Source organism: Nonomuraea sp. NPDC050733 (assembly GCF_040654215.1).
GTDB lineage: Bacteria > Actinomycetota > Actinomycetes > Streptosporangiales > Streptosporangiaceae > Nonomuraea.
Map to the genome: position 1 here is coordinate 197,683 of NZ_JBFAHO010000003.1, position 23,688 is coordinate 221,370.

Here is a 23,688-nt window from a genome sequence, read left to right on the forward strand (position 1 = left end):
CCGACGGTCTCCACGGGGGCTTGCGTCTCGGTCACGAGGTCTCCATGGTGGCGTTCTCCGCGGGCTCGGTGGACTCCGCGGGCTCAGCGGCACTGGCGGCGGCCGATCGCACGTGTACGCAGGCCGCGCGGTGTTCGGGGCCGGCGCGCCAGAGCTCGACGTCCAGGGTGGGGCACTCGTCCAGCGCGACCGGGCACCGCGGGTGGAACGAGCAGCCCGTCGGCAGCTCCATGGGGTCGGGCGGGTCGCCGCCGAGCCCCTTGGGCGCGAGCCGCGAGGCCGGGTCGCCGACCGTGGGGAAGGCGGCGGCCAGCGCGGCGCTGTAGGGATGCCGGGGGTTGTGGAACACCTCGTGCGACGGCCCGTGCTCGACCACCCGGCCCGCGTACATGACGGCGAGGCGGTCGCAGACGTCGGCGAGCACCGACAGGTCGTGCGAGATCATGATCAGCGAGATGCCGCGCTCGGCGAGCAGCTCCTTGATCAGCGTCAGCACCTGCGCCTGGACCATCACGTCCAGGGCGGTCGTCGGCTCGTCGGCGATGATCAGCCGGGGCGAGCAGGCGAGCGCCATGGCGATCATCACGCGCTGCCGCTGCCCGCCGGACAGCTCGTGCGGGTAGCTGCGCGCCCGCCAGGCGGGCAGCCCGACCTGCTCCAGCAGCTCGGCGACGCGCCCCCGGGCGGCCTCGGGCCGGGCCAGGCCGTGGACGAGGAGCGGCTCGGCGATCTGGTCGCCGATGCGCTGCACCGGGTTGAGCCCGTGCTGCGCGCCCTGGAAGACGATCGACGCCTCCGCCCAGCGGACGGCGCGCATCCGGCCCCACTTCATGGTCAGGATGTCCTCGCCGTCGAGCAGGATCCGGCCGCCGACGCGGGCGTCGCGCGGCAGCAGCCGCAGCAGCGCCATGGCCAGCGTCGACTTGCCGGACCCCGACTCGCCGGCGACCCCGAGTGCCGTCCCCGCGTCCAGCGTCAGCGACACCCCGCGCACGGCGGGCACCTCGCCCGCCGCGATGCGGTAGGTCACGGAGACGTCGTCCAGTTCGAGCAGAGCCATCAGCCCGCCTTCCTGAGTCGCGGGTTGAGCACGGCCTCCAGCGCCCGGCCGCAGAGCGTGAACGCCATGACGACGGCCAGGATGCAGAGACCGGGGATGAGGATGTACCACCACGCGCCCGCCGTCGCCGCGCCGAAGTCGTAGGAGGCGCGCAGCATCGTGCCCCACGAGGTCTTGTTCGCGCTGACGCCAAGGAATGCCAGCGTCGACTCGGTGACGATGGCGCTGGCGACCTCCAGGGTGGTGCTGGCCAGCAGCAGGGGCGCGACGTTCGGCAGCACGTGGCGGGTGGTGATGTGCCAGTGGCCGCCGCCGAGCGCTCTGGACCGCTCGATGTACGGCCGGGCCTCCACGGCGAGGGTCTGCGCCCGGATGAGGCGGGCGGTGGCGGGCCAGGTGGTCACGCCGATCGCCACGATGATGGTGAACGTGCTGCCGCCCAGGATGGCCCCCAGCACCATGGCGGTGATCAGCGAGGGCAGCACGAGGAACCAGTCGGTGATCCGCATGAGCGTGGCGCCCAGCCAGCCGCGGAAGTGCCCGGCGGCGATGCCGACGACCATGCCGATCACGATGCTCAGCAGCGCCGCGAGGAAGCCGATGAGCAGCGAGGTGCGCGAGCCCCACCAGACCATCAGCAGGATGGACCGGCCGGACTCGTCGGTGCCGAACGGGGCGGCCAGGCTCGGCGGGGCGAACTTGTCACCGGTCCCCGACACCACGCTGGTCACGCTCTCGTCGATGAACAGCGGCGCGACCAGCGCCAGCACGACGGCCGCGAGCAGCGCCACGAGGCCGGCCATCCCGGCCTTGTTCTGCCGGAAGCTCCGCCAGAACCGGCCGAACGCCAGCCGCCTGCGGCTCCAGGCGACCGATCCGGCAGTTGCGGTGGTCACGCCGACCTCACCCTCGGGTCGAGCAGGCGGTAGACCACGTCGGCCAGGGTGTTCATGAGGATCACCGCGACGGTGATGAGCATGAACGTGCCCTGCATGAGCGTGAAGTCCGGCACTCTGATCGCCTCGTAGAAGAGCTGCCCCAGACCGGGCCAGCTGTAGATCGTCTCAACGGTGACCGCGCCGCCGACGACGAAGCCGATGCGCAGGAACACCAGCGTCACCGTGGGCAGCAGCGCGTTGGGCACCGCGTGGCGGCGCCGTACCTCGTCGTCGCGCAGGCCCTTGGCGCGGGCCACGGTCACGTAGTCCTGGCTGACCTCCTCCAGCAGGGAGGAGCGCATGACCAGCAGGTACTGGGCGTAGACCACGGCCACCAGCGTCAGGCACGGCAGCACCATGTGCGAGGCCACGTCCAGCACGTACGCGAACCCGTCGGGCGCGTCCACGCTCTCGATGCCCCGCGTCGGGAACAGCCCCGGGATCGGCCCGATGCCCACACCGAAGACCATGAGCAGCAGCAGCCCGAGCCAGAACGTCGGCACGGACCACAGCACCAGCGAGACCCCGGTCGAGACCCGGTCGAAGCGGGAGTTGTGCCGCCAGCCGGCCCGCACGCCCTGCCAGAGCCCGAGGCTGACCGCGATGACCAGGCCCACGCCGGCCAGCAGCAGCGTCGGCCCGAGCCGCTCGCCGATCAGGTCGAGGACGGGCCGCTTGTACTCGTAGGAGGTGCCGAGGTCGAAGCGGAGCGTCTTGCCCACGAAGTCGGCGAACTGGTCGATCAGCGGCTTGTCCAGGCCCAGCCGGTGGCGCTCCAGGGCGAGCTGGGTCGGCGTCATGTTGCGGCCCTGCGCGAGGTTGCGCACCGGGTCGCCGGGCAGCAGGCGGAACACGAAGAACGTCCCGACGATCACCATGGCGATACTGAACAGCGCCCCACCCGCCTTCGACAACGCGTACTGCAGCGTGCCGCGGTAGGTGGGGCGTTCGCCTCCGGAGGGGCCGGCGAGGCCCGCCGCCTGGACGGCGGCGGGCTCCGCTGCTTCGAGCGGTGCTGTCATTCGCGCTCGTCCGCGACGCCCTTGCGTCGCCTGGTCACGAGGAACGCCACCAGTCCGAGGACGACCACGCCGCCGACCACGCCGAGGATGAGGCCGGTGTTGGACCCGCCGTCGGCGGTGGAGCCGGCGGCCGGGGCCGCGACCGTGTCCACGGTGTAGAACGGCCAGTAGCCACTGCCGCCGTAGAGCAGGCCGTTCTCCTCGGGGATCGAGGTGATGCTGGTGATCCGGTCCTTGCGGTAGCCCTCAAGGTCGTTCGTGTAGTAGATCGCGATGATCGGGGCCTCGGTGTAGAGGCGCTCCTGCATCTGCTTGATGAGGCCGGCGCGCTTGGTGCGGTCGAGCTCCTTGAGCTGCTCCTGGTAGAGCTTCTCGTAGGTCGGGTCGCAGTAGAACGACTCGGTGCCGCCGCCCTCGCCCTTGGGGGTCGGCCGGCGGCTGCACAGGTGCGTCGCCAGGACCTCCTCGGGGTCGGGGTTGACCGACCAGCCGCTGATCGCGATGTCGTAGTTGCCCGTGACGCCGGTCTCCTCGGAGAACTTGCTGGAGTCGAGCTTCACGGTGGTCAGCGTGATGCCGATCTCCTTGAAGAAGCCGGTCAGGTACTCGCCGAGCTTGTCCTCGATCGGGGTGTCGGCGTGGATGGTGAAGCGGAACTCCAGCTTCTTCTTGCCGTCGGGCATCGTCCGGACGCCGTCGGCGCCCTTCTTGTAGCCCGCGTCGTCGAGGATCTTGTTGGCCTTGGCCGGGTCGTAGGTGACCTTGGTGTCGCCGCCGGCCTCCCAGAAGAAGTCCTTGTACATCGGCGGCACGATCGAGCCGTCGGCCGGCTTGGCAAGGCCGCTCTGCACCTCGTCCGCGAGCTTCTGCTTGTCGATCGCGTAGTGCAGCGCCTGGCGGACCTTCACGTCCTTCAGCGCGGGGTGACCGTCGCCGACGGGCTTGTTGTCCGTCGTCGTGGCGCCGGGGTTGACCTCCAGGTACGCGGCGCGGCGGCCCTGGTTGTTCCACGCCACGATGTTCGGGTCGTTCTGGATGGCCTGGAACTCCGGCGGCGCGAGACGGCCGATGAGGTCGATGTCACCCTTCTTCAGGCCGGCGATGGCGGCCTGCGGGTTGTCGTAGAAGATGACCTGGAGCTCGTCGATCTTCGGCTTGCCCCGCCAGTAGGTGGGGTTGGCCTGCAGCTTGACGTACTGGTCCTTCTTGTGCTCGACCGCGACGTAGGGCCCGCTGGAGACGGTCGGGTAGGTGTCGGCCTCGTAGTTGGCGAGGTCGGTCACCTTCTCCCAGACGTGCTTGGGCATGATCGGGATCGGGTTCTCCAGGATGGAGGCCTGGGGCGCCTTCAGCTTGATGACCAGGTCCTGGCCGTTGGCCGTGACGCTCTCGAAGTTCTCCACGGCCGGGCCGTTGGCGGTCTTCGCGGCGTCATCGGTCATGATCTTGTTGAGCGTCCAGGCGGCGTCGTCGGCCGTGACCGGCTGGCCGTCGGACCACTTGGCCTGCCGGATCTTGAACGTCCACGTGAGACCGTCCTCGGAGGACGTCCACGACTCGGCGAGGTCGGGGCTGGGCTGGAGGGTCTTCGAGTCGGGCACCGTGAGGTAGCCGTACATCCACCGGTGGATCGAGGTGGAGACGAGACGGACCGCCAGGAAGGGGTTCATCGAGTCCACCGCCTGGGTGGCCCCGACACGGAGGACCTTCTTCCCCGCCGCAGGCTCCTGGGCCAGTGCCACCTGACCCTGACCTGCCAGTAACAGCGCTACGCCCAGCACAGCCAGGCGTGCGATCCATTTCCTCATATGTGCCTCACCTTCAGGCGGGAATTCCTGTGTAGAGAAAGGCACACCATACGTGCAGCGCGTGTCAACGAGTGACGGAAAATTGTTTCATCTTCGTTTCCCGATCCGGTGTAAATTTTCAGTCGGTCTCGACGACCTTGCCCTGATCCACGCGTAGCCGGCGATCCACGCGGACGGCGTCCAGCATCCGGCGGTCGTGCGTGACGAGCAGCAGCGTGCCGGGGTAGGCGTCCAGGGCCGACTCCAGCTGCTCGATGGCGGGCAGGTCGAGGTGGTTGGTCGGCTCGTCCAGCACCAGCAGGTTGACGCCCCTGGCCTGGAGCAGCGCCAGGGCGGCCCGGGTGCGCTCGCCCGGCGACAGCGTCGAGGCCGGCCGCAGCACGTGCGCGGCCCGCAGCCCGAACTTCGCCAGCAGCGTCCGCGCGTCGGCCGGCACCATCTCGGGCACGTGCCCGGAGAACGCGTCCAGCAGCGGCTCCTCCCCCTCGAACAGCCCCCTGGCCTGGTCCACCTCGCCGACCACCACGCCCGGCCCCAGCGCGGCGTTGCCCTCGTCCAGCGGGATCCGGCCGAGCATCGCGCCGAGCAGCGTGGTCTTGCCCGAGCCGTTGGCACCGGTGATCGCGATCCGCTCGGCCCAGCCCACCTCCAGGTCCACCGGTCCGAGCGTGAACGTGCCACGCCGCACCACCGCGCCGCGCATGGTCGCCACGACCGCTCCCGCGCGGGGCGCGGCGGCGATCTCCATGCGCAGCTCCCACTCCTTGCGCGGCTCCTCCACGACCTCCATGCGCTCGATCAGCCGCTCGGTCTGGCGGGCCTTGGCGGCCTGCTTCTCCGTCGACTCCACCCGCATGTTGCGGCCGATCTTGTCGCCGTCCGTGGCCTTGCGCCGGGCGTTCTTCACGCCCTTCTCCATCCAGGCGCGCTGGGTGCGGGCGCGGGCCTCCAGGTCGGCGCGGGTGCCCGCGTACTCCTCGTACTGCTCGCGGGCCTGCCTGCGGGCGACCTCCCGCTCCTCCAGGTACGCCTGGTAGCCTCCGCCGTACAGCCGGATCTGCTGCTGGGCGAGGTCCAGCTCCAGCACCTTGGTGACGGTCCTGGCCAGGAACTCGCGGTCGTGGCTCACCAGCACCGTGCCCGCCCGCAGGCCCGTGACGAACCTCTCCAGCCGGTCCAGCCCGTCCAGGTCGAGGTCGTTGGTCGGCTCGTCCAGCAGGAACACGTCGTACCGGCTGAGCAGCAGCGACGCGAGCCCCGCGCGGGCCGCCTGGCCGCCGGACAGCGAGGTCATGGGCTGGCCCAGGTCCACGGCGAGCCCGAGGTCGGCGGCCACCTCCTCGGCCCGCTCCTCCAGGTCGGCGCCGCCCAGCGCCAGCCAGCGCTCCAGGGCCTCGCTGTAGGCGTCGTCGGCTCCGGGCCGCTCGTCGACGAGGGCCTGCGTGGCCGTGTCGAGGTCGCGCTGCGCCGCCGCCACTCCGGTGCGCCGGGCGAGGAACGCCCCGACCGTCTCGCCCGCCCTGCGCTCGGGCTCCTGCGGCAGGTGACCCACGGTCGCGGTCGCCGGGCTCAGGCGTACGGCGCCCTCCTCGGGGGCGTCGAGGCCGGCGAGCATCCGCAGCAGGGTGGACTTGCCCGCGCCGTTGGCCCCGACCAGGCCGACGACGTCGCCCGGGCTCACCACCAGGTCGAGCCCCGAGAACAGCACCCGGTCCCCGTGACCCGCCGCGAGGTCCTTCACCACCATGGTCGCGCTCATGTGGCCCGATGCTATCGAGCCGCGTCAACCCGGTTAGGGTGGCCCGATGCCGCGCCTGCCCGTCGCCCTCGCCGCCGTCCTGACCGTCGTGGCGGGGCTCGGGGTGCGGGCGCTGGCCGACGGGGCCTTCGCCAAGTACGCGGGCGACGCGCTGTACACGGTCCTGATCTACACGCTGGTCGTGCTGGTCCGCCCGCGGATCCGGCCCGTCATGGCAGCGCTCGTGGCGGCCGGGCTGAGCTGGGCGATCGAGTTCGCCCAGCTCGCCGAGATCCCACCGGTCCTGCGGCCGGTGCTGGGCAGCACCTTCAACCCGCCCGACCTGCTCTGGTACGCCGTCGGGGCCGCCGGGGCGTGGGCCGCGCACGCATACATCCCAGGACGCCGGATAGGGGGTGTGGACATCCGCTCCAAGGAGGAATCCTGATGATGGACGGCAAGACGATCGCGTTCCTCGTCGCTCCCGAGGGGGTCGAGGAAGTGGAGCTCACCGAGCCCTGGAAGGCGGTCACGCAGGCGGGCGGCACTCCGAAGCTCGTCTCCACCGCCTCCGGCCGGATCCAGGCCTTCAACCACCTGGACAAGTCAGACACCTACCCCGTGGACACCACGGTGGACGAGGTCTCGGCGTCGGACTTCGACGGCCTGGTGCTGCCGGGCGGCGTCGCCAACCCCGACTTCCTGCGCATGGAGCCGAAGGCCGTGCGGTTCGTCCGCGACTTCTTCGACGCGGGCAAGCCGGTGGCGGCGATCTGCCACGCGCCCTGGACGCTGGTGGAGGCCGACGTGGTGCGCGACCGCACCATGACCTCCTGGCCCAGCCTTCGGACCGACCTGCGCAACGCGGGCGCCACGTGGGTGGACAAGGAGGTCGTGGTGGACACCACGGGCCTCAACATCCTGGTCACGAGCCGCAAGCCCGACGACCTCAAGGCGTTCAACCAGGCGACGGTCGACGCGTTCAGCGCCTGAGTTCCCGAGCAAGGATCTTCACGAGACCGCCTCCGCCCCACCGCTCAGGGCGGCGCGCTCGACGGCCGCGAGCAGCCGGTGCAGGCGCGCGGCGGTGTGGAAGTCGGGATCGGCCGGCCGGCCGTCCCGGATGGCCCGCCCGACCTCCTGGTAGAAGGCGGCGACGTTGGCCACCGGGCCGCCGGCCGGGTCGAAGGGGACGGTCCGGTAGGAAGCGGGCACCTCGACGCGCTCGCCGCCGACGCGGATCTCCCAGTCGGTCCAGTGCAGGTGGACGCCCGGCCGGGCGGGGGCTGCGGTCAGCGTGCCCTCGGAGCCGACGAGCTTGACGAGGAACCCGTCCGGGCTGCCGCTGCCCCCGTGGATCGTGACGGAGGCGGTGGCGCCGCCGGCCAGGGTGCCGTGCAGCAGCACCTGGCTCGGCACCCGGTTCGCGACGGTCCGGCCGGTGTCGCCGACCGCGACCGTGTCGTACCGGCGGGGCAGCCGCGCCGACACCTCGGTCAGCGGGCCCGCCATCCGCTCCAGCGTCGCGAGGAAGTGGCCGCCCATGATCGTGAGGATGGTGGTGCCGCCGGCGGGGTCGGTGCTCCACTCCATGCCCGCCGGGATGACGGCGCCGCCCAGGGGGTCGCCCGCGGCGACCAGGACGGCGGACTCCAGCCGGCCGATGCGGCCCGCCGCGACCAGGTCGCGGACGAAGCGCGCGTCCGGCGAGTGGTGACCCTGGAGGCTGACGGCGTGGACCACGCCGGCCGCCGTGGCGGCGCGGGCCAGCTCGTCGGCCTCGGCCGGCTCCACGGTCAGCGGCCACTCCGACACCACGTGCTTGCCGGCCTCCAGCGCGGCCCTGATGACCGCGGCGTGCCCGGGGGCCTTCACCGACACCACCACGAGGTCCACGTCGGGATGGGCGGCCAGCGCGCCGGCGTCGGCGAACGCCAGCGGCACGCCGTGCTCGGCCGCCGCCTTCCCGGCGCTGGCCGGGCTCGTGGTCGCCACCGCCGTCACCTCGAACCCGTCCAGCCCGGCCAGCGCGGGCAGATGCGACACCGCCGCCCAGCCGCTCGCTCCGACGACCCCTGCTCTGATCATGTCCGGCCTCTCCTAGTTATGTATCGAACGGTATGAAACTAGAGGAGGCGGAACGCGGAATCAAGAGGTAACGTACCGATAGGTATAAAACTTGGGGAGGTACGGCATGCCCGGCGGCAGACCACGCGCCTTCGACGCGGACATCGCGCTCGACCGGGCGCTGGAGGTGTTCTGGAGGCAGGGCTACGAGGGGACGTCGCTGTCGGACCTGACCGCGGCGATGGGGGTCAACCGGCCCAGCCTGTACGCCGCCTTCGGCAACAAGGAGGAGCTGTTCGCCAAGGCGCTCGACCGCTACGTCAGCGGCCCGGGAGCCTTCGCCGCCGAGGCCCTGACCGCGCCCACCGTCCGGGAGGTCGTCCGGCGCCTGGTCGAGGGCGCGGTCGAGCTGACCACCGGCGCGAACGGACCGGGCTGCCTGAGCGTCAACAGCGTCCACGCCTGCGGCCCCGACTCCGCCGCCGCCCGCGAGGCGGCGATCGCGTGCCGCAGGGCCGGGGAGGCCGCCCTGCGGCGGCGCTTCGAGCAGGCGCCCGACCTGCCGCCGGACTGCGACCCCACCGTCCTCGCCCGGCTGGTCCACACCGTCACGGACGGCATCGCGGTGCAGGCCGCGAGCGGCCGCACCCGCGAGGAGCTGCGCCAGGTGGCGGACCTGGCCCTGCGCACGGTCCTCGGGGAACTCAAGGACATCCCCGAGCCGGCCTGATCCGCCGCCGGCTCAGCCCAGCAGGGCCTCGGCGAAGGCGCGGACCGACGACCGCAGCCGCGTCACCCCGCCCTCGCGCATGACGTGCCTGACCAGGTCGGCGTCGAACAGCCCCAGCAGGGCGTGGGCCGCGAAGGAGGCGTCGAGGCCGGGCCGCGCCTGCCCGGCGAGCGCGGTGACGTGCGCGTGCCAGCGCACGTAGGTGGGGTCGGCGTACTTGTCCTCGGCGCACGCCCGCTCGTGCGCGGCGAACAGCGCGAGGTTGCGCTCGGCCAGTCCGGCCAGCTCGTCCAGGAAGGCGAGCAGCCTCGTCAGGGGCGGCGAGCCGGGACCCAGCGGCGAGCCCGGGGTGTCGATGGCACGCGCCAGCGCCTCCGCCCGCTCCGCCAGGAGCTCCTGGAACAGCCCCGTACGGCTGCCGAACCGGCGGAACACCGTGCCCTTGCCCACCCCTGCCGCGGCGGCCACCCGGTCGAGCGAGACGTGCTCGGCCCCGTGCGCGGCGAGCAGCTCCTCGGCCGCGCGCAGGATCGCCTCGCGGTTACGCGTCGCGTCGGCTCGCAACCCGGCCCACCTCGTTCCGTCTCGCCCGCTTGCAACCGGACCAACGGTCCCCATACTATCCCGACAGGAAAACGGACCGTCAGTCCGGCTAGCTGGATGTCGAGGAGTCAAGCGATGCGTGCCCTGGTCGTCTCCGGCGGAGCCCTTCCCGCCGCGCCCGTCACCGTCCCCGATCCCGAGCCCGGCCCCGGCCAGGCGCTCGTCGAGATCCACCACGCCTCCGTGAACCCCTCCGAGCTGCGCCACATCGGCCACTTCCCCGACGGCGCGGTCCTCGGCTACGACTCGGCCGGCGTGGTCCTGCGGGCCGCCGAGGACGGCACCGGGCCGGCCGCCGGCGCGCGGGTGGTGGCCTTCGCGGCGGGGGCGTGGGCGGAGCGGGCGGCGTTCGCGACCGACGCGCTGGCCGTCGTGCCGGACGGCGTCCACCTCGCCGACGCCGCCGCGCTGCCGATGGCGGGTATCGCGGCGCTGCGCTCCCTGCGCGCCACCGGGCCGCTGCTGGGCAGGCGGGTGCTGGTGACGGGCGCGTCCGGGGCGACGGGACGGCTGGCCGTGCAGCTCGCCCGGCGGGCCGGGGCGCACGTGATCGCCCACGTCCGGGACGCGGCACGCGCCGGCGACCTGGGGGCCGAGACGGTGACGGACCTCGACGGCGTGGAGCCGGTGGACGCGGTCATCGAGCTGCTCGGCGGGCCGTACCTGGTGGCGGCTTGGCGGCTGCTGAGGCCGGGCGGCGACCTGCAGAGCGTCGGGTGGGCGGCCGGCGAGCCCGCGGTGTTCGTCCCGAACTCGACGTTCGTGCTCGGCGCGGCGCGGACGATCAGCTCTTTCGGTGACGCCGCCGCGCCCGCGGCCGACCTGGCGTACCTGGTGGAGCTGGTGGCGCGGGGCGAGCTGTCGGCCGGGGTGGGCGGGCGGTGGTCATGGGAGCGGCCGGGCGAGATGGCGGCCGCGGTACGGGACGGCAAGGTCCGCGGCAAGGCGATCATCGACATGAATCCGCTGTAACGCCTTGCCCTGACCTCCGAAATGGTCTACAGGTAGACCAATCAGTGACTCCCCCCGCGCACAGGGAGACCCCATGACCACTGAAGAGGATTCCAGGCGGCTCGCCGAGCTCGGCTACAAGCAGGAGCTGGCAAGGACCTGGAGCGGCTTCTCCAACTTCGCGATCTCCTTCTCCATCATCTCGATCCTCGCCGGCTGCTTCACGACCTTCGGACAGGCCTGGAACAACGGCGGCCCCGTCGCCATCTCGTGGGGCTGGCCGCTGATCTCCGTGTTCATCCTCGTCATCGGGTTATGCCTGGCGGAGCTGGTCTCCGCCTATCCGACCGCGGGCGGCATCTACTGGTGGGCCGCCACGATGGGCAAGCCGATCCACGGCTGGTTCACCGGCTGGCTCAACCTCATCGGGCTCATCGCGGTGACCGCCTCGGTGGACTACGGCTGCGCGACGTTCCTGAGCATCACCCTCAACCGGGTGACGGGCGGCGCCTGGGAGGCGACGCTGCACCAGGCCTTCCTGCTCTTCGTGGTCATCCTGGTGCTCCACGCGCTGATCAACATCTTCAGCCACCGGCTCATCTCGCTGCTGCAGAACGTCTCGGTCTGGTGGCACGTGGCCGGCGCCGCGGTCGTGGTCGCCATCCTGGTCTTCGCGCCGGCCGAGCACCAGTCGCTCGGGTTCGTCTTCACCGAGACGATCAACAACTCGGGGTTCGGCGACGGCGACAGCGGTCTGCCGTTCTGGCTGTACGTGCTGCCCCTGGGCTTCCTGCTGACGCAGTACACGATCACCGGCTTCGACGCGTGCGCGCACGTGTCGGAGGAGACCCAGGGCGCGGCCAGGACGGCGGCCCGCGGGCTGTGGCAGTCGATCTTCTACTCGGCGGTCGGCGGCTGGATCCTGCTGCTCGCGTTCCTGTTCGCCGCGACGAACGTGGACGAGATCAACAAGCAGTCCGGCTTCGTCGGCGCCATCTTCGAGACCGCCCTCTCCTCTCCGCTGGCCACGGTGATCTTCGCCATCTCCACGATCGGCCAGTTCTTCTGCGGGATGAGCTGCGTGACGTCGATGTCGCGGATGACGTACGCCTTCTCGCGGGACGGCGCGGTGCCGGGATGGCGGCTGTGGTCGAAGGTGGACCGCAACCGCACGCCGGTCAACGCCATCCTCGCGGGCTGCGCGGTGGCCGCCCTGATCACCCTCCCGGCCCTGTACGCGCCTCCCGGCACGACGACCCCGGTCGCCTTCTTCGCCGTGGTGTCGATCGCGGTCATCGGGCTGTACCTGGCGTTCATCATCCCGATCTGGCTGCGGCTGCGGATGGGCGACCGGTTCCGGCCGGGGCCGTGGACGCTCGGCGGGAAGTACCGGGTGATGGGCTGGATCGCCTGCGCGGAGATCGCCATCGTGTCGGTCTACTTCATCATGCCGTTCTCGCCGGCGGGCGTGCCGGGCGACCCGAAGTTCACGTGGACGTCGGTCAACTACGCCCCGATCGCGGTGGGCGTCGTACTGCTCGGCATCGCCCTGTGGTGGGCCCTGTCGGCCCGCCACTGGTTCACCGGCCCCCGCCGCACCGTCGACGAACTCCCCGTCGGCTGACGCGACCCAGTGCATCAATGGCCATGTCCCCGCTGCTAGCAGTTTGCTAGCATCGGGACATGGCCACGCTCTACATCCGGGACGTCCCCGAGCCGGTCGCCGAGTCGTTGAAGGCGAGGGCGGCGGAGGCGGGCATGTCGCTCTCGGCCTACGTCGCCAGGGAGCTGGCGGACATCGCCGCCCGGCCGACCAACACCGAGATCGTCGCACGCCTGAGGGCGCGGGACCGCTCGGCGGGCCCCTCCACGGCCGACATCCTGCACGCGGTGCAGGAGGGCAGGCGATGATCGTCATCGACTCGTCGGCGATGGTCGAGGCGCTCACCGGGCGTGAAGCCGACGGAGAGCTCCTCGACGCGCTGCAGGGCAGCGTCCACGCGCCTCATCTCCTCGACGTCGAGGTCCTGTCGACGCTGCGCGGGCTTCTGCTCAGCGGCAAGCTCCGCGCCGAGCCGGCCGACGAGGCGCGCGCCGACTACCTCGCACTCAGAATCACTCGATACGAGACGAGAGGCATCGCCGAGCGCATCTGGGGGCTCCGGGGCAACTACACCGCCTACGACGCCTCCTACCTCGCGCTCGCCGAAGCGCTCGAAGCACCGCTCTACACCTGTGACCGCAAGCTCTCCGGCGGCGGGCACGGTGTGGACGTGCGGGTCTTCCCGCAGGGCTGACCCGCGAAGGCGGACGGTCAGGCGGCCTCGAAGGAGGCCGCCACGGCGGCGCGGACCTTGTCCATCGAGGTGTCGCCCAGCTCGCGCTTGAGCGAGGTCATGTCCACGTCGGGCATGCCGCAGGCCACCGCCCAGTGCCAGGGCTCCAGGTCGCCGTCCACGTTGAGGGCGAAGCCGTGGCTGGTGACGCCGCGGCTCTGCCGCATCCCGATCGAGATGATCTTGCGTCCGGTGGCCGACGTCCAGACGCCCGTCAGCAGCTCCGATCCCGGCGGGGTGTCGCGGCGCTCGGCGGCCAGGCCGAGCGCGCCCAGCGCCTCGACGAGCCGCAGCTCCACCTCGCGGACGTAGTCCACGATCCCCTCGTCCTCGGCCAGCTTGACGACGAGGTAGCCGACGAGCTGGCCCGGGCCGTGGTAGGTGAGCTGGCCCCCGCGGCCGGTCTCGACCACGGGGATGCCGCGCGACGGGTCGGGCAGGTGGGCCGCGGGAGTGCGGCGGCCCACGGTGTAGACCGACGGGTGGCTGAGCAGCCAGAGCGTGTCCGGCCGCTCGTCTCGCTGGCGCTCGGCGACGAGGTCGCCCATGCGCTCCATCGCCTTGTCGTAGTCGACCAGCTCGTCCTGGATGAGGGTCAGCGGCCTAGCCTTCATGGTTAAGAGGATAGGCCGCCCGCGCGGTCAGTACTTCTTCGGCTCCTCCGGCACGAGGATCCACATGGCGACGTACAGGACCCACATGGGGCCGGGAAGAAGCGACAGGATCAGCCACAGGATGCGGACGAGCGTGGGCGGCAGGCCCATCTTGTCGGCGAGACCGCCGCAGACGCCGGCCAGGACTCTGTGCTCTCGTGAGCGGTACATGCTGTTCCTCCGTGTGGTTGCACCTATCTGGACAACGGACAACCAGACGGTCGCTCTCCCCTCACGGACCCTGAGAAAACCCTGACAGGGTCAGCCACCGGTGCGCCTCCGCCAGATGCGCGCTGGTCAGGCCGGCTCTGGGGTCCACGGGGACGAGCAGGAAGTCGTCGAGACCCTGGCGCTCCCTGAGGTAGTCCTCGTCCTCCCACCGCACCTGGTCGTCGAACCAGACGAACGGCCTGCGCTCCACGTACGCGGCCACGTGCGGCGTCTTGAACATCTCGCCCGCGTCGCTGCCCAGCACCGGCCCCATCGGCACGACGGGCAGCTCGGGCAGGCCGATGCGCGGGCCGATCCACTCGTTGGCGTGGTCCTCCCAGGTGGTGGCCCAGGCCAGCTCCGCGCCCGTGGCGATGGCCAGCTCCAGCAGCCGGGCGCCGTGGCGGGGGTTGAGGTGGACGGTGTAGACCTCGTGGCCGACCGTGCAGCGGTAGCGGCGGAAGCCGGGGTCGGGCCGGCCGAACGGGTTGAGCACACCGTCCACGTCGATGAGCAGCAGCGGCTTCATCCGGCCACTCCCGCCCGGTGCTCCTGCGGGCTGATCCCGCGCACGCGTTTGAAGGCGGCGCTGAGCGCGAACGAGCTGCCGTAGCCGACCCTGCGGGCCACGGAGCCGATCGTGGCGTCGGGCTCGCGGAGCAGGTCGGCGGCCAGCGCCAGCCGCCAGTCCGTGAGGAACGTCATGGGCGGCTCCCCCACCAGGTCGGTGAAGCGCCTGGCCAGCGACGCGCGGGAGACGCCGACGGCGGCGGCGAGCGAGGCGACGGTCCACGCGTGGGCGGGGTTGTTGTGCAGCATGCGCAGGGCTCTGCCCACGATGGGGTCGCTCTGCGCGCGGTACCAGGCGGGGGCGTCGTTCTCCGCGAGCCACGACCGGAGCGTGGAGATGAGCAGCAGGTCGAGCAGCCGGTCGAGGACCACCTCCTGGCCGGGCTCGTCCCGCACGATCTCGGCGCCGAGCAGCCCGATGACCGGGCCGCCGGACTGGACGAGCAAGGGCGGCAGCGCCTCCAGCAGCCGCCTGCTGATCTCGCCCTCCATCTGGTACGTGCCGGTGATGAGCACGGTGGCGCCCTCGGGGTCGTTGCCCCACGTGCGCACGCCGAGCTCCATGGACTGGTAGAGCGCCTCGCCGTCGAGCGTCGTGCAGCGCTGGCCGGGGTGGATGACGATCTGCGGCGGGGTGGCGGGGTCGTCGGCCACGGTGTACGGCTCGGGCCCGCGCATGAGGGCCACGTCGCCGGGCGCGAGGCACACGGGGTCACGGCCGTCGGGCACCACCCAGGCCGTGCCCCGGACGAGCGCGGCGAGCGTCAGCGGGGCCTCGTCCTGCACGCGCAGCGACCACGGCGGGTCGAGCAGGGAGCGGAGCAGGAAGGCGCCGCGGGCGCGGGGCCCGTCGAGCAGTGCGGCCAGATGATCCATGCGTTAGACGATCGCATATGGAAGTGCGCTTCTCAACCATGGATAGTCCAACGATCATCGGGCTTACTGGGGGCATGACAACTTTGGTGCTGGGCGGCACCGGCAAGACCGGCCGCCGTGTGATCGACAGGCTCACCGCTCTCGGCCGTCCCGTGCGGTCCGGGTCCCGCTCCTCCACGCCGGCCTTCGACTGGGCCGACCTCGACGGCTGGCCGGCCGCCCTCCAGGGCGCCGAGTCGGTGTACGTGACCTACTACCCCGACCTGGCCGTGCCCGGGTCGCGGCAGGACATCCGGGCGCTCACCGAGCTCGCGGCCGAGAGCGGCGTCCGGCGGCTGGTGCTGCTGTCGGGCCGGGGCGAGCCGGAGGCCCAGGCGTGCGAGCGGATCGTCCAGGAGTCGGGGCTGGAGTGGACGGTCGTCCGCTGCGCCTGGTTCATGCAGAATTTCAGCGAGGGCTACCTGCTCGACGCGGTCCAGGCGGGGGTCATCGCGCTGCCGGCCGGGGAGGTGGCGGAGCCGTTCGTGGACGCGGACGACATCGCCGACGTGGCCGTGGCCGCGCTCACGGAGGACGGGCACGCGGGGCGGGTCTACGAGCTGACCGGGCCGCGGCTGCTGACGTTCGCGGACGCCGCCGCCGACCTGTCGGCCGCGCTGGGCAGGACGGTGGAGTACGCGCCGGTCAAGCCGGAGGAGTTCGCCGCGGGAGCCGCCGAGGCGGGCGTGCCGCGGGACGAGATCGAGATGCTCAACGCGCTGTTCGCCGAGGTGCTGGACGGGCGCAACGCGTACGTGGCGGACGGGGTGCGGGAGGCGCTCGGCCGGCCCGCGCGCGACTTCACCGCCTTCGCCCGCGACTGGGCGCAGGGCGTGCCGGGTCCACGCATCCGCTAGCCTCACCTCGTCACTTTCGCGGCTTTGGAAAGGTGCTCCGGTGATCGGCTGGTTCGAAGCGGTGGTGCTGGGCCTCATCCAGGGGTTGACCGAGTTCCTGCCCATCTCCTCCAGCGCCCACATCCGGGTGGTGTCGGCGTTCTTCGGCTGGCAGGACCCCGGGGCGGCGTTCACGGCCGTGATCCAGCTCGGCACGGAGACCGCCGTGCTGATCTACTTCCGGCGCGAGATCTGGGAGATCGTCTCCATGTGGACGCGCTCGCTGTGGACCCCCGCGCTGCGCTCCCACCACGCGGCCCGCATGGGCTGGTACGTCATCGTCGGCAGCCTGCCCATCGGTGTGCTCGGCCTGCTGCTCAAGGACCAGATCGAGACCGTCTTCCGCGATCTCCGCCTGGTCGGCACCACGCTGATCGTCTTCGGCCTCATCCTGTGGTGGGCCGACCGCACCGCCCGCAACAGGCTCACGCTGCAGAAGCACCTCAGCTTCACGCACGCCGTCGTGTACGGCTTCGCGCAGTCGCTGGCGCTCATCCCGGGCGTCTCCCGCTCCGGCGGCACCATCACCGCGGGCCTCCTGCTCGACTACCGCCGCGAGGACGCCGCGAAGTACTCCTTCCTGCTGGCCATCCCGGCCGTGCTGTCGTCCGGCCTGCTGGAGCTGCGCGAGATCGGCGGTGGCCAGTCGCCGGCGTGGGGTCCGACGATCCTGGCCACGATCATCTCGTTCGTCGTCGGCTACGCGGCGGTGGCGTGGTTCCTGCGCTACATCAGCAAGCACCGCTTCACCGGCTTCGTCGTCTACCGGGTCGCGCTCGGCCTGTTCGTGATCCTCGCGGTCACGCTGGGCTGGATCCCCGCCCAGGGCTGAGGCCCTAGGAGCTCAGGGTGCGCGGGTAGCGGCTGGCCAGGGCGAAGACGACGGCGAACAGGGCCCAGGCCGTGACGTACGCGATCGGATGGGCCCAGGAGTCGCCGACGACGTCGCCCAGCGCCTCGCGGCCCTCGAAGTAGAGCGTCAGCCCCAGCACGGCTCCCGGCACCGCGCCCCACCAGCGCTGCCACCACACCTCGTGGACCATCACCTCGAACACGACCAGCGCGATCGGCCCGAGCAGCAGGAACTTCAGGCCGGCCGGCTGGTCGAGCAGGCTGGTGACGGCCATGACGGCCACGGCCGAGGCGATGGTCAGGAGGACGACGGCGCCGAAGGGAGCGGGCTCGTCACGCGGGTCGGTCTGCGGTTCGGACACCCACCCATTCTGGGGCATCCTTGGCGGGCCGGTAGGTCGCCAGCGTGAACAGCACCGCCACCAGGCCGATCGCGGTCGCCAGGATCTCCACACCCGCACGGCCGTACCAGCCGAGGGCGAGCCCGCCCGTGACGCCCGCCACGAACAGCCCCAGGTACTGGGCCGAGGCGAGCAGGCCGAGGCCGATCGACACGTTGCCGGGCACCGCGCCCACCGTCCGGTACTGCTGCGCGGGGGCGATCATCCAGCCGAGCACGCCCCACACGAACGCCCACACCAGCGCGACGGGCAGGGCCAGGTTGGCGACGGGAATGAGGGCGAGCGCCACGGTGGAGGCGGCCAGCCCGATCAGCACCATCCGGCGCGGCCCGTACGCGTCGGTCATCCGCCCGCCGAGCTGGTTGCCCACGACGCCGCCGACGCCCCAGGCCCAGAGCACGGCGGGCAACGGAAGGTCGAACAGCGAGCCGATGTAGGTGTAGGCGGTGAACCCGGCCGCGAAGAAGAGGAGCTGGGTGACCAGCACCGCGAGCATCCGCCGGTCGGTCAGCGGCGCGAGCCGCTCGGCGAGCCGGCCGGCGACGGTCACCTTCACCTCCGGCACCATGGCCGCCACACCCGCGAACCCGACGACGCCGAGCCCGACCACCAGCCATATGGTGGCCCGCCAGCCCGCGGCGCCGCCCAGCCAGGTGCCGAGCGGCACGCCGATCGCCGAGGCCACGGTCAGGCCGCCCATCACCAGCGCAAGAGCCCTGCCTCGGCGCTCGGGCGAGCTCAGCGCCGTCGCCACGCCGGACGCCGTCGGGGTGAACATGGCCGCCCCCGCCGCCGCAATCACTCGCGTCACCATGACCAGTGGGTACGTGGGCGCGAGGGCGGTCAACGCGTTGCCCAGCACGAGGACGGCCAGTGCGACGAGCAGGAGCCGCCTGCGTGACAGGCGCGCCGTCGCGGCGGCGAGCACGGGGGACAGCACGGCGTAGGCCAGCGCGAACACGGTCATGAGCTGCCCGGCCGCCGAAGGCGAGACGTCGAGGTCGCGGGAGATGGGGGGCAACAACCCGGCGGTCACGAACATGCCGGTGCCGACGGCGAAGTTGCCCACCGCCAGGGGGTAGAGCCGGGTGGTCACATGATCCTCCGTACACATCAGTTGGACGTCCATCAAACTGTCGTATAGTTTGATAATTGTCAAACATTTTTACGGAGCAGCTGTGATCACCGGGAATGCGGGAAGTCATGAAGCGGGCGTTAACCCGCTCCGACGATGGGCTGCATATCGTGAGCAGATGTGACCCGGTGACCAGGTGTCGATGAGGTGGTGATCCCACGATGGCCGGTACGAGCATCGATGTTGCGGCATTGAAGCGGCGCATGGGGCGTGTAGGGGTCTGGAGCGGCGCTCTGGGCGGGGAGCCGGCCGCGTTCGAGCGGGAGGTCGCCGCCGAGATCGAGAGCCTGGGCTTCGGGGCACTGTGGGTCGGCGAGGCTCCGCACGGCAAGGAGGCGCTGGTCCATGCGTCGATCCTGCTGGGCGCGACGCAGCGGATGCTGATCGCCACCGGCATCGCCAACATCTGGGCCCGCGACGCCACCGCCGCCTCGAACGGGGCGAACGCCCTGGCGGAGGCGTTCGACGGCCGCTTCGTGCTCGGCCTGGGCGTCAGCCACGCGCCCGCGGTGTCGATGAGAGGCCACGACTACCGCAAGCCGGTCGCGGTGATGCGCGACTACCTCGACGCGATGGACGCGACGGAGTACGCCGCCCCCTTGCCGGCACCCGCCCCGCGTCTGCTGGCGGCACTCCGGGCCAGGATGCTGGAGCTCGCCGCGCGGCGGGCCCAGGGCGCTCACCCCTATTTCGTCACCCCCGAGCACACCGCCCGCGCCCGAGCTGCCCTCGGCCCCGATCCCGTGCTGGCGCCGGAGCAGACGGTCGTGCTCGACACCGATCCGCAGCGCGCGCGGCAGACCGCCCGCCGCTTCATGTCGCTCTACCTCTCCCTGCCCAACTACGCGAACAACCTGCGCGAGCTCGGCTGGGACGACAAGGACCTCGCCGACGGCGGCAGCGACGCGCTGGTGGACGCCGTCGTGGCGTGGGGCGACCCCGAGACGATCATCGAGCGGGTACGGGCCCACCACGACGCCGGCGCCGACCACGTCTGCGTCCAGCCGCTCGCCGACACCGCCCGCGACATGCTGGAGCACCTGCGCGTCCTGGCCCGCAGCGGCCTGACCACGGCCTGACCCGCCGAGCCGCTGATCCTTCGCACGCGATCAATCCGTACGCATCGATTGGACGCCCATCGAACCGCCGCATAGTTTGATAATTGTCAAACCATGCGACGGAGATAGGGTCTGACCATGCGCCAGCTACCGCACCCGGCGACGGAGGACATCCGGCTCACGGAGGTCCTGCGGGCCCTGGCCGACCCGGTGCGCCTGGAGATCGCCGTCCGGCTCGCCGCGCAGACGGAGCAGAACTGCTCAAGTGTGCTCGAGGAGCTCGGCGTGCACAAGTCCACGGCCTCACACCACTACCGGACCCTGCGCGAGGCCGGCGTGCTGCTCACCCGGCAGGACGGGCGGCAGAAGTACATGCGCCTGCGCCGGGAGGACCTCGACGCCCGCTTCCCCGGCCTCCTCGACACCATCCTGCGGGCCGCGCAGACGGACGTCACCATCGCACCTGACGCCGTACCCGCCCCTCATGACGGCGCCTGAGCCGGCGTCCGTGACGGCGAACGGAGCCTCGCTGCCCGTACGGCACGCGCTGCCCGAGCTGCTGAGCGCGCTGGACACGCACGGCACGGCCGTGCTGACCGCCCCGCCGGGCAGCGGCAAGACCACGGTCGTCCCGCTGGCCCTGGCGGAGGCGGGGCTGCGCGTGCTGGTGGCCGAGCCGCGGCGGCTCGCCGTCCGGGCGGCGGCCCGCCGGATGGGGGTGAGCTACGCGATCCGCGGCGAGCGGCACACAGGCGCGAACCCCATGGTCGAGGTCGTCACCACCGGCCTCCTCCTCCAGCGGCTGCAACGCGACCCCGAGCTGCCCGGCACCGACGTCGTGGTGCTGGACGAGTGCCACGAGCGTCACCTGGACGCCGACACGGCCCTCGCCTTCCTCCTGGACGTGCGTGAGACGCTCCGCCCCGACCTGCGCCTGCTGGCCACCTCCGCGACGGCCGACGCCGGTCCCTGGTCGCGGCTGCTGGGCGGGGCTCCGGTCGTGGCGGCGTCCGGTGCGCCGCATCCGGTGGAGACCGTGTGGGCGCCGCCCGCCCGCCCGGTCGCGCCGCCGCACGGGCTGCGCGTCGACCCGGCGCTGCTCACCCACGTGGCCCAGGTCGTACGGCGGGCACTGACCGAGCGGGAGGGGGACGTGCTCTGCTTCCTCCCCGGCACGGCCGAGATCGGCAGGGTGGCCGGCCTGCTGCACGATGTGACGGACGACCGGGGAGCGTCCGTGGAGCTCCTCCAGGTGCACGGGCAGGCGCCCGCCCGGGTGCAGGACGCCGTCCTGTCGCCGGGGACGCGCCGCCGGGTCGTGCTGGCCACCTCGGTCGCCGAGTCGAGCCTGACCGTGCCGGGCGTCCGCGTCGTGGTGGACTCCGGCCTGGCCCGCGAGCCGCGTACCGACCACGCCCGCGGCCTCGGCTCCCTCACCACCGTCCGCGTCTCCAAGGCCGCCGCCGTCCAGCGCGCCGGCCGGGCAGGCCGCGAGGCCCCCGGCACCGTGTACCGCTGCTGGCCCGAGGCCGAGCACGAGCGCCTGGCCGAGCACGCCAGACCGGAGATCGCGCTCGCCGACCTGACCGGATTCGCCCTCCAGGCGGCGTGCTGGGGCGTGACCGACCCGGCGGCGCTGGCGCTGCTCGACCCGCCGCCGGCCGCCGCGATGACCGCCGCCGCCCGGACCCTGACCACTCTCGGCGCTCTGGACGGCGGCCGGGTGACCGCCCGGGGCCGGCGGATGGCCAGGCTGGGCGTGCATCCCAGGCTGGCGCGGGCGCTCATCGACGCCGGTCCGCGCGCCGCCGAGGTGGTCGCCCTCCTGTCGGAGCAGCTCCCCCGGGACGCGGGCGACGACCTGGTGGAGGTCTGGCGGGCGGCCCGCCGCGGCGGCGACGCCTTCGCCGCCCGCTGGCGCCAGGAGGTCGGACGCCTGTCGAGATCCGCCACCGCCGGCGACCGCGACCGGACGTCCCAGGACGGCCGCACGTCCCAGGACGACCGGACATCTCAGGGCCGGGCACCCGGTGGCGGGGTCTCCGCGGACGACGCGCTCGCCGGGCTGGTCGTCGCGCTGGCGTTCCCCGAGCGGGTCGCCAGGCGGCGTGGCGGCGGTTACCTGATGGCCTCCGGCACGGCCGCCGCCCTCGGCGAGGGCTCGAAGCTGGCCCGCGCCCCCTGGCTGGCCGTGGCGGTGGCCGACCGTCCCACGGGCTCGGCGTCGGCACGCGTCCGGCAGGCCGTGGAGATCGACGAGGCGATCGCGCGGCTGGCGTACCCGGTCACGTTCGAGGAGGAGGTCGCCTGGCGCGTGCCTCCCGGCGAGCGGCGCGGCGACGTCTCCGCGCGGATCGTCGAGCGGCTGGGCGCGATCGAGCTGTCGTCCGCGCCGCTCCTCGACGCGGACGTGCGCGCCGCCCTCCTGCACGGGCTGCGCACCGAGGACGTCCTCACCTGGACGAAGGAGGCGCTGGCAGTGCGCGACCGGCTGGCGTTCTGCCACCGCGCCGCCGGCGACCCCTGGCCGGACGTGGGCGGCCAGGGCGGGGCCGGGACGGGCATGGACGCCCTCGTGGACCTGGCCGATCGGTGGCTGGAGCCCGAGCTGTCGCGGGCCCGCCGCCGGGCCGACCTGGAGCGGATCGACGTGGCGTCGGCACTGCTGCGGCTGGTTCCGTGGAGCGAGCGGCTGGAGTCCGTCGCGCCGGAGCGCGTCGAGGTGCCCAGCGGCTCGCGCGTGCGCGTGGACTACTCCGGGGAGCGGCCGGTGCTCGCGGTCAAGCTCCAGGAGCTGTTCGGCTGGGACGCCGCCCCGGCGGTCGCGGGGGTGCCGCTGCTGGTGCACCTGCTCTCGCCGGCGGGCCGTCCGGTGGCGGTGACGGCGGACCTGGCGTCGTTCTGGCGCGACGGCTACCGCGCCGTACGGGCGGAGCTGCGCGGCCGCTACCCCCGGCATCCCTGGCCGGAGGACCCGCTGACGGCGACGCCCACGCGCCGGGCGAACCGGCGATCATGACCCGCGCCCGCCGGCCGGGCGACGAGGACACCATGACCCACGCGCTCGAAGCGGCCCGCGACAACGCGGCCTGGTGTGACACCATGTGCCGCGCCCACGGCGTGCCCGGCCGTTTCACACCCCTCGCCTGGACGAGCCCGCGCCGGACCCCGCCGTACTATCCCGACGCCGTCACCCTCTCCCCGGACACCACCGAGGCCGACGTGCTCGACGGCATCGACGCGGGCCCGGGGGCTTCGGTCAAGGACAGCTTCGCCACGCTGGATCTCACGCCGCACGGCTTCCACGTGCTGTTCGAGGCGCGCTGGATCCACCGGCCGCCGATGCCGGCCCCGGAAGGAACCGGCAACGCCGGGGAGGTCGTCTGGCGGCGGGTGCGCACGGCGCCGCAGCTCCGCGAGTGGGAGCACGCCTGCTTCGGCGGCGGGACGGACGGGCTCTTCCCGCCGTCGCTGCTGGAGGAGGTCACGATCCTGTACGGCCGGCGGGACGGCGAGATCGTCTGCGGCTGCGTGCTGACCGTCGGCGGGGAGGCGACGGGCGTGTCCAACGTCTTCGCGAACGGCTGCGACGACGACACGGCCTGGGCCGGGACGATCGCCCGGGCGACACGGTTCGGCCGCCCGCTGGTGGGCTACGAGACGGACACCGCGCCCGCCGAGCGCCACGGCTTCACCCCGGCCGGCCCCCTCAGGGTCTGGCTCAGGAGCTGACGGCGCCGCCGGA

The 23,688-nt window shown here is 72.4% G+C and carries 26 protein-coding genes; 13 read left to right on the plus strand and 13 right to left on the minus strand.

The window, feature by feature from the left end; genetic code table 11:
• Window positions 1-31: 31 nt before the first annotated feature.
• The 5 genes from AB0H64_RS07630 to AB0H64_RS07650 all read right to left on the minus strand — a co-directional run bounded on the left by AB0H64_RS07630 (window position 32) and on the right by AB0H64_RS07650 (window position 6,587).
• A complete protein-coding gene (locus tag AB0H64_RS07630; RefSeq protein ID WP_357621212.1) occupies window positions 32-1,060 on the minus strand; it encodes an ABC transporter ATP-binding protein in 1,029 nt (342 codons plus the stop codon).
• A complete protein-coding gene (locus tag AB0H64_RS07635; protein WP_357621214.1) occupies window positions 1,060-1,956 on the minus strand; it encodes an ABC transporter permease in 897 nt (298 codons plus the stop codon). Before AB0H64_RS07635 ends, AB0H64_RS07630 begins: the two co-directional genes overlap by 1 nt.
• Entirely contained in the window at window positions 1,953-3,020 is a 1,068-nt protein-coding gene (locus tag AB0H64_RS07640; RefSeq protein ID WP_357621216.1) for an ABC transporter permease, read from the minus strand. The genes AB0H64_RS07635 and AB0H64_RS07640 overlap by 4 nt, the downstream gene beginning before the upstream one ends.
• On the minus strand, window positions 3,017-4,828 hold the full coding sequence (locus tag AB0H64_RS07645) for an ABC transporter substrate-binding protein (protein WP_357621219.1): 1,812 nt from the start codon (window positions 4,826-4,828) through the stop codon (window positions 3,017-3,019). The genes AB0H64_RS07640 and AB0H64_RS07645 overlap by 4 nt, the downstream gene beginning before the upstream one ends.
• A gap of 118 nt (window positions 4,829-4,946) precedes the next feature.
• Entirely contained in the window at window positions 4,947-6,587 is a 1,641-nt protein-coding gene (locus AB0H64_RS07650; protein ID WP_357621222.1) for an ABC-F family ATP-binding cassette domain-containing protein, read from the minus strand.
• Between the two features lie 46 nt (window positions 6,588-6,633).
• Between AB0H64_RS07650 and AB0H64_RS07655 the strand changes: the two genes are divergently transcribed.
• Window positions 6,634-7,014, plus strand: a complete 381-nt coding sequence (locus AB0H64_RS07655; protein ID WP_357621225.1) for a DUF2809 domain-containing protein — start codon at window positions 6,634-6,636, stop codon at window positions 7,012-7,014.
• Window positions 7,014-7,559, plus strand: a complete 546-nt coding sequence (locus tag AB0H64_RS07660; RefSeq protein ID WP_357621228.1) for a type 1 glutamine amidotransferase domain-containing protein — start codon at window positions 7,014-7,016, stop codon at window positions 7,557-7,559. Before AB0H64_RS07655 ends, AB0H64_RS07660 begins: the two co-directional genes overlap by 1 nt.
• Before the next feature lie 18 nt (window positions 7,560-7,577).
• Here the strand turns inward: AB0H64_RS07660 and AB0H64_RS07665 are convergent, their stop codons facing one another.
• Window positions 7,578-8,654, minus strand: a complete 1,077-nt coding sequence (locus tag AB0H64_RS07665) for a Gfo/Idh/MocA family oxidoreductase (RefSeq protein ID WP_357621231.1) — start codon at window positions 8,652-8,654, stop codon at window positions 7,578-7,580.
• Window positions 8,655-8,760: 106 nt separating this feature from the next.
• On the opposite strand from AB0H64_RS07665, the gene AB0H64_RS07670 reads away from it, so the two are divergent.
• The gene (locus AB0H64_RS07670) at window positions 8,761-9,363 is read left to right on the plus strand and encodes a TetR/AcrR family transcriptional regulator (protein WP_357621234.1); all 603 of its coding nucleotides are present in this window, start codon (window positions 8,761-8,763) and stop codon (window positions 9,361-9,363) included.
• A gap of 12 nt (window positions 9,364-9,375) precedes the next feature.
• On the opposite strand, the gene AB0H64_RS07675 is transcribed toward AB0H64_RS07670, so the two are convergent.
• The gene (locus tag AB0H64_RS07675) at window positions 9,376-9,927 is read right to left on the minus strand and encodes a helix-turn-helix domain-containing protein (RefSeq protein WP_310707026.1); all 552 of its coding nucleotides are present in this window, start codon (window positions 9,925-9,927) and stop codon (window positions 9,376-9,378) included.
• A 114-nt stretch (window positions 9,928-10,041) separates the two neighbouring features.
• Between AB0H64_RS07675 and AB0H64_RS07680 the strand changes: the two genes are divergently transcribed.
• The 4 genes from AB0H64_RS07680 to AB0H64_RS07695 all read left to right on the plus strand — a co-directional run bounded on the left by AB0H64_RS07680 (window position 10,042) and on the right by AB0H64_RS07695 (window position 13,214).
• Window positions 10,042-10,938: a zinc-binding dehydrogenase gene (locus AB0H64_RS07680; protein WP_357621237.1), complete on the plus strand. Its 897-nt coding sequence runs from the start codon at window positions 10,042-10,044 to the stop codon at window positions 10,936-10,938.
• Window positions 10,939-11,011: 73 nt separating this feature from the next.
• A complete protein-coding gene (locus tag AB0H64_RS07685; protein WP_357621240.1) occupies window positions 11,012-12,541 on the plus strand; it encodes an amino acid permease in 1,530 nt (509 codons plus the stop codon).
• A gap of 59 nt (window positions 12,542-12,600) precedes the next feature.
• Window positions 12,601-12,828 carry an antitoxin gene (locus AB0H64_RS07690; protein WP_357621243.1) on the plus strand — a complete coding sequence of 76 codons (228 nt, stop codon included), beginning with the start codon at window positions 12,601-12,603 and terminating at the stop codon, window positions 12,826-12,828.
• Entirely contained in the window at window positions 12,825-13,214 is a 390-nt protein-coding gene (locus AB0H64_RS07695; RefSeq protein ID WP_357621245.1) for a type II toxin-antitoxin system VapC family toxin, read from the plus strand. The genes AB0H64_RS07690 and AB0H64_RS07695 overlap by 4 nt, the downstream gene beginning before the upstream one ends.
• A gap of 17 nt (window positions 13,215-13,231) precedes the next feature.
• Here the strand turns inward: AB0H64_RS07695 and lipB are convergent, their stop codons facing one another.
• From lipB to AB0H64_RS07715, 4 genes are all read right to left on the minus strand, one after another.
• Window positions 13,232-13,867: a lipoyl(octanoyl) transferase LipB gene (lipB, locus tag AB0H64_RS07700; RefSeq protein ID WP_357621248.1), complete on the minus strand. Its 636-nt coding sequence runs from the start codon at window positions 13,865-13,867 to the stop codon at window positions 13,232-13,234.
• A 27-nt stretch (window positions 13,868-13,894) separates the two neighbouring features.
• Entirely contained in the window at window positions 13,895-14,077 is a 183-nt protein-coding gene (locus tag AB0H64_RS07705) for a PspC domain-containing protein (protein WP_357621251.1), read from the minus strand.
• A 61-nt stretch (window positions 14,078-14,138) separates the two neighbouring features.
• Window positions 14,139-14,645 (minus strand): HAD domain-containing protein, encoded by a 507-nt coding sequence (locus tag AB0H64_RS07710; protein ID WP_357621255.1) that lies wholly within the window; start codon window positions 14,643-14,645, stop codon window positions 14,139-14,141.
• Entirely contained in the window at window positions 14,642-15,562 is a 921-nt protein-coding gene (locus AB0H64_RS07715) for an AraC family transcriptional regulator (RefSeq protein WP_357621258.1), read from the minus strand. Before AB0H64_RS07715 ends, AB0H64_RS07710 begins: the two co-directional genes overlap by 4 nt.
• 74 nt (window positions 15,563-15,636) lie before the next feature.
• Between AB0H64_RS07715 and AB0H64_RS07720 the strand changes: the two genes are divergently transcribed.
• Entirely contained in the window at window positions 15,637-16,458 is an 822-nt protein-coding gene (locus tag AB0H64_RS07720; protein ID WP_357621261.1) for an NAD(P)H-binding protein, read from the plus strand.
• Window positions 16,459-16,498: 40 nt separating this feature from the next.
• Complete coding sequence (locus AB0H64_RS07725) at window positions 16,499-17,329, plus strand: undecaprenyl-diphosphate phosphatase (RefSeq protein WP_357621264.1); 831 nt, start codon at window positions 16,499-16,501, stop codon at window positions 17,327-17,329.
• Window positions 17,330-17,333: 4 nt separating this feature from the next.
• Here the strand turns inward: AB0H64_RS07725 and AB0H64_RS07730 are convergent, their stop codons facing one another.
• Together AB0H64_RS07730 and AB0H64_RS07735 are read right to left on the minus strand one after the other, a co-directional pair.
• Window positions 17,334-17,711, minus strand: coding sequence for a hypothetical protein (locus AB0H64_RS07730; RefSeq protein ID WP_357621267.1), 378 nt, complete (start codon window positions 17,709-17,711; stop codon window positions 17,334-17,336).
• A complete protein-coding gene (locus tag AB0H64_RS07735) occupies window positions 17,683-18,846 on the minus strand; it encodes an MFS transporter (protein ID WP_357621270.1) in 1,164 nt (387 codons plus the stop codon). Before AB0H64_RS07735 ends, AB0H64_RS07730 begins: the two co-directional genes overlap by 29 nt.
• A 242-nt stretch (window positions 18,847-19,088) precedes the next feature.
• Here AB0H64_RS07735 and AB0H64_RS07740 point away from each other — a divergent pair, with 242 nt between their 5' ends.
• The 4 genes from AB0H64_RS07740 to AB0H64_RS07755 all read left to right on the plus strand — a co-directional run bounded on the left by AB0H64_RS07740 (window position 19,089) and on the right by AB0H64_RS07755 (window position 23,675).
• Window positions 19,089-19,964 carry a TIGR03620 family F420-dependent LLM class oxidoreductase gene (locus tag AB0H64_RS07740; RefSeq protein WP_357621273.1) on the plus strand — a complete coding sequence of 292 codons (876 nt, stop codon included), beginning with the start codon at window positions 19,089-19,091 and terminating at the stop codon, window positions 19,962-19,964.
• Window positions 19,965-20,081: 117 nt separating this feature from the next.
• On the plus strand, window positions 20,082-20,441 hold the full coding sequence (locus AB0H64_RS07745; protein ID WP_357621276.1) for a metalloregulator ArsR/SmtB family transcription factor: 360 nt from the start codon (window positions 20,082-20,084) through the stop codon (window positions 20,439-20,441).
• Window positions 20,428-22,962, plus strand: coding sequence for an ATP-dependent helicase HrpB (gene hrpB / locus AB0H64_RS07750; RefSeq protein WP_357621279.1), 2,535 nt, complete (start codon window positions 20,428-20,430; stop codon window positions 22,960-22,962). The genes AB0H64_RS07745 and hrpB overlap by 14 nt, the downstream gene beginning before the upstream one ends.
• On the plus strand, window positions 22,959-23,675 hold the full coding sequence (locus AB0H64_RS07755; RefSeq protein WP_357621282.1) for a hypothetical protein: 717 nt from the start codon (window positions 22,959-22,961) through the stop codon (window positions 23,673-23,675). The genes hrpB and AB0H64_RS07755 overlap by 4 nt, the downstream gene beginning before the upstream one ends.
• Window positions 23,676-23,688 lie beyond the last annotated feature (13 nt).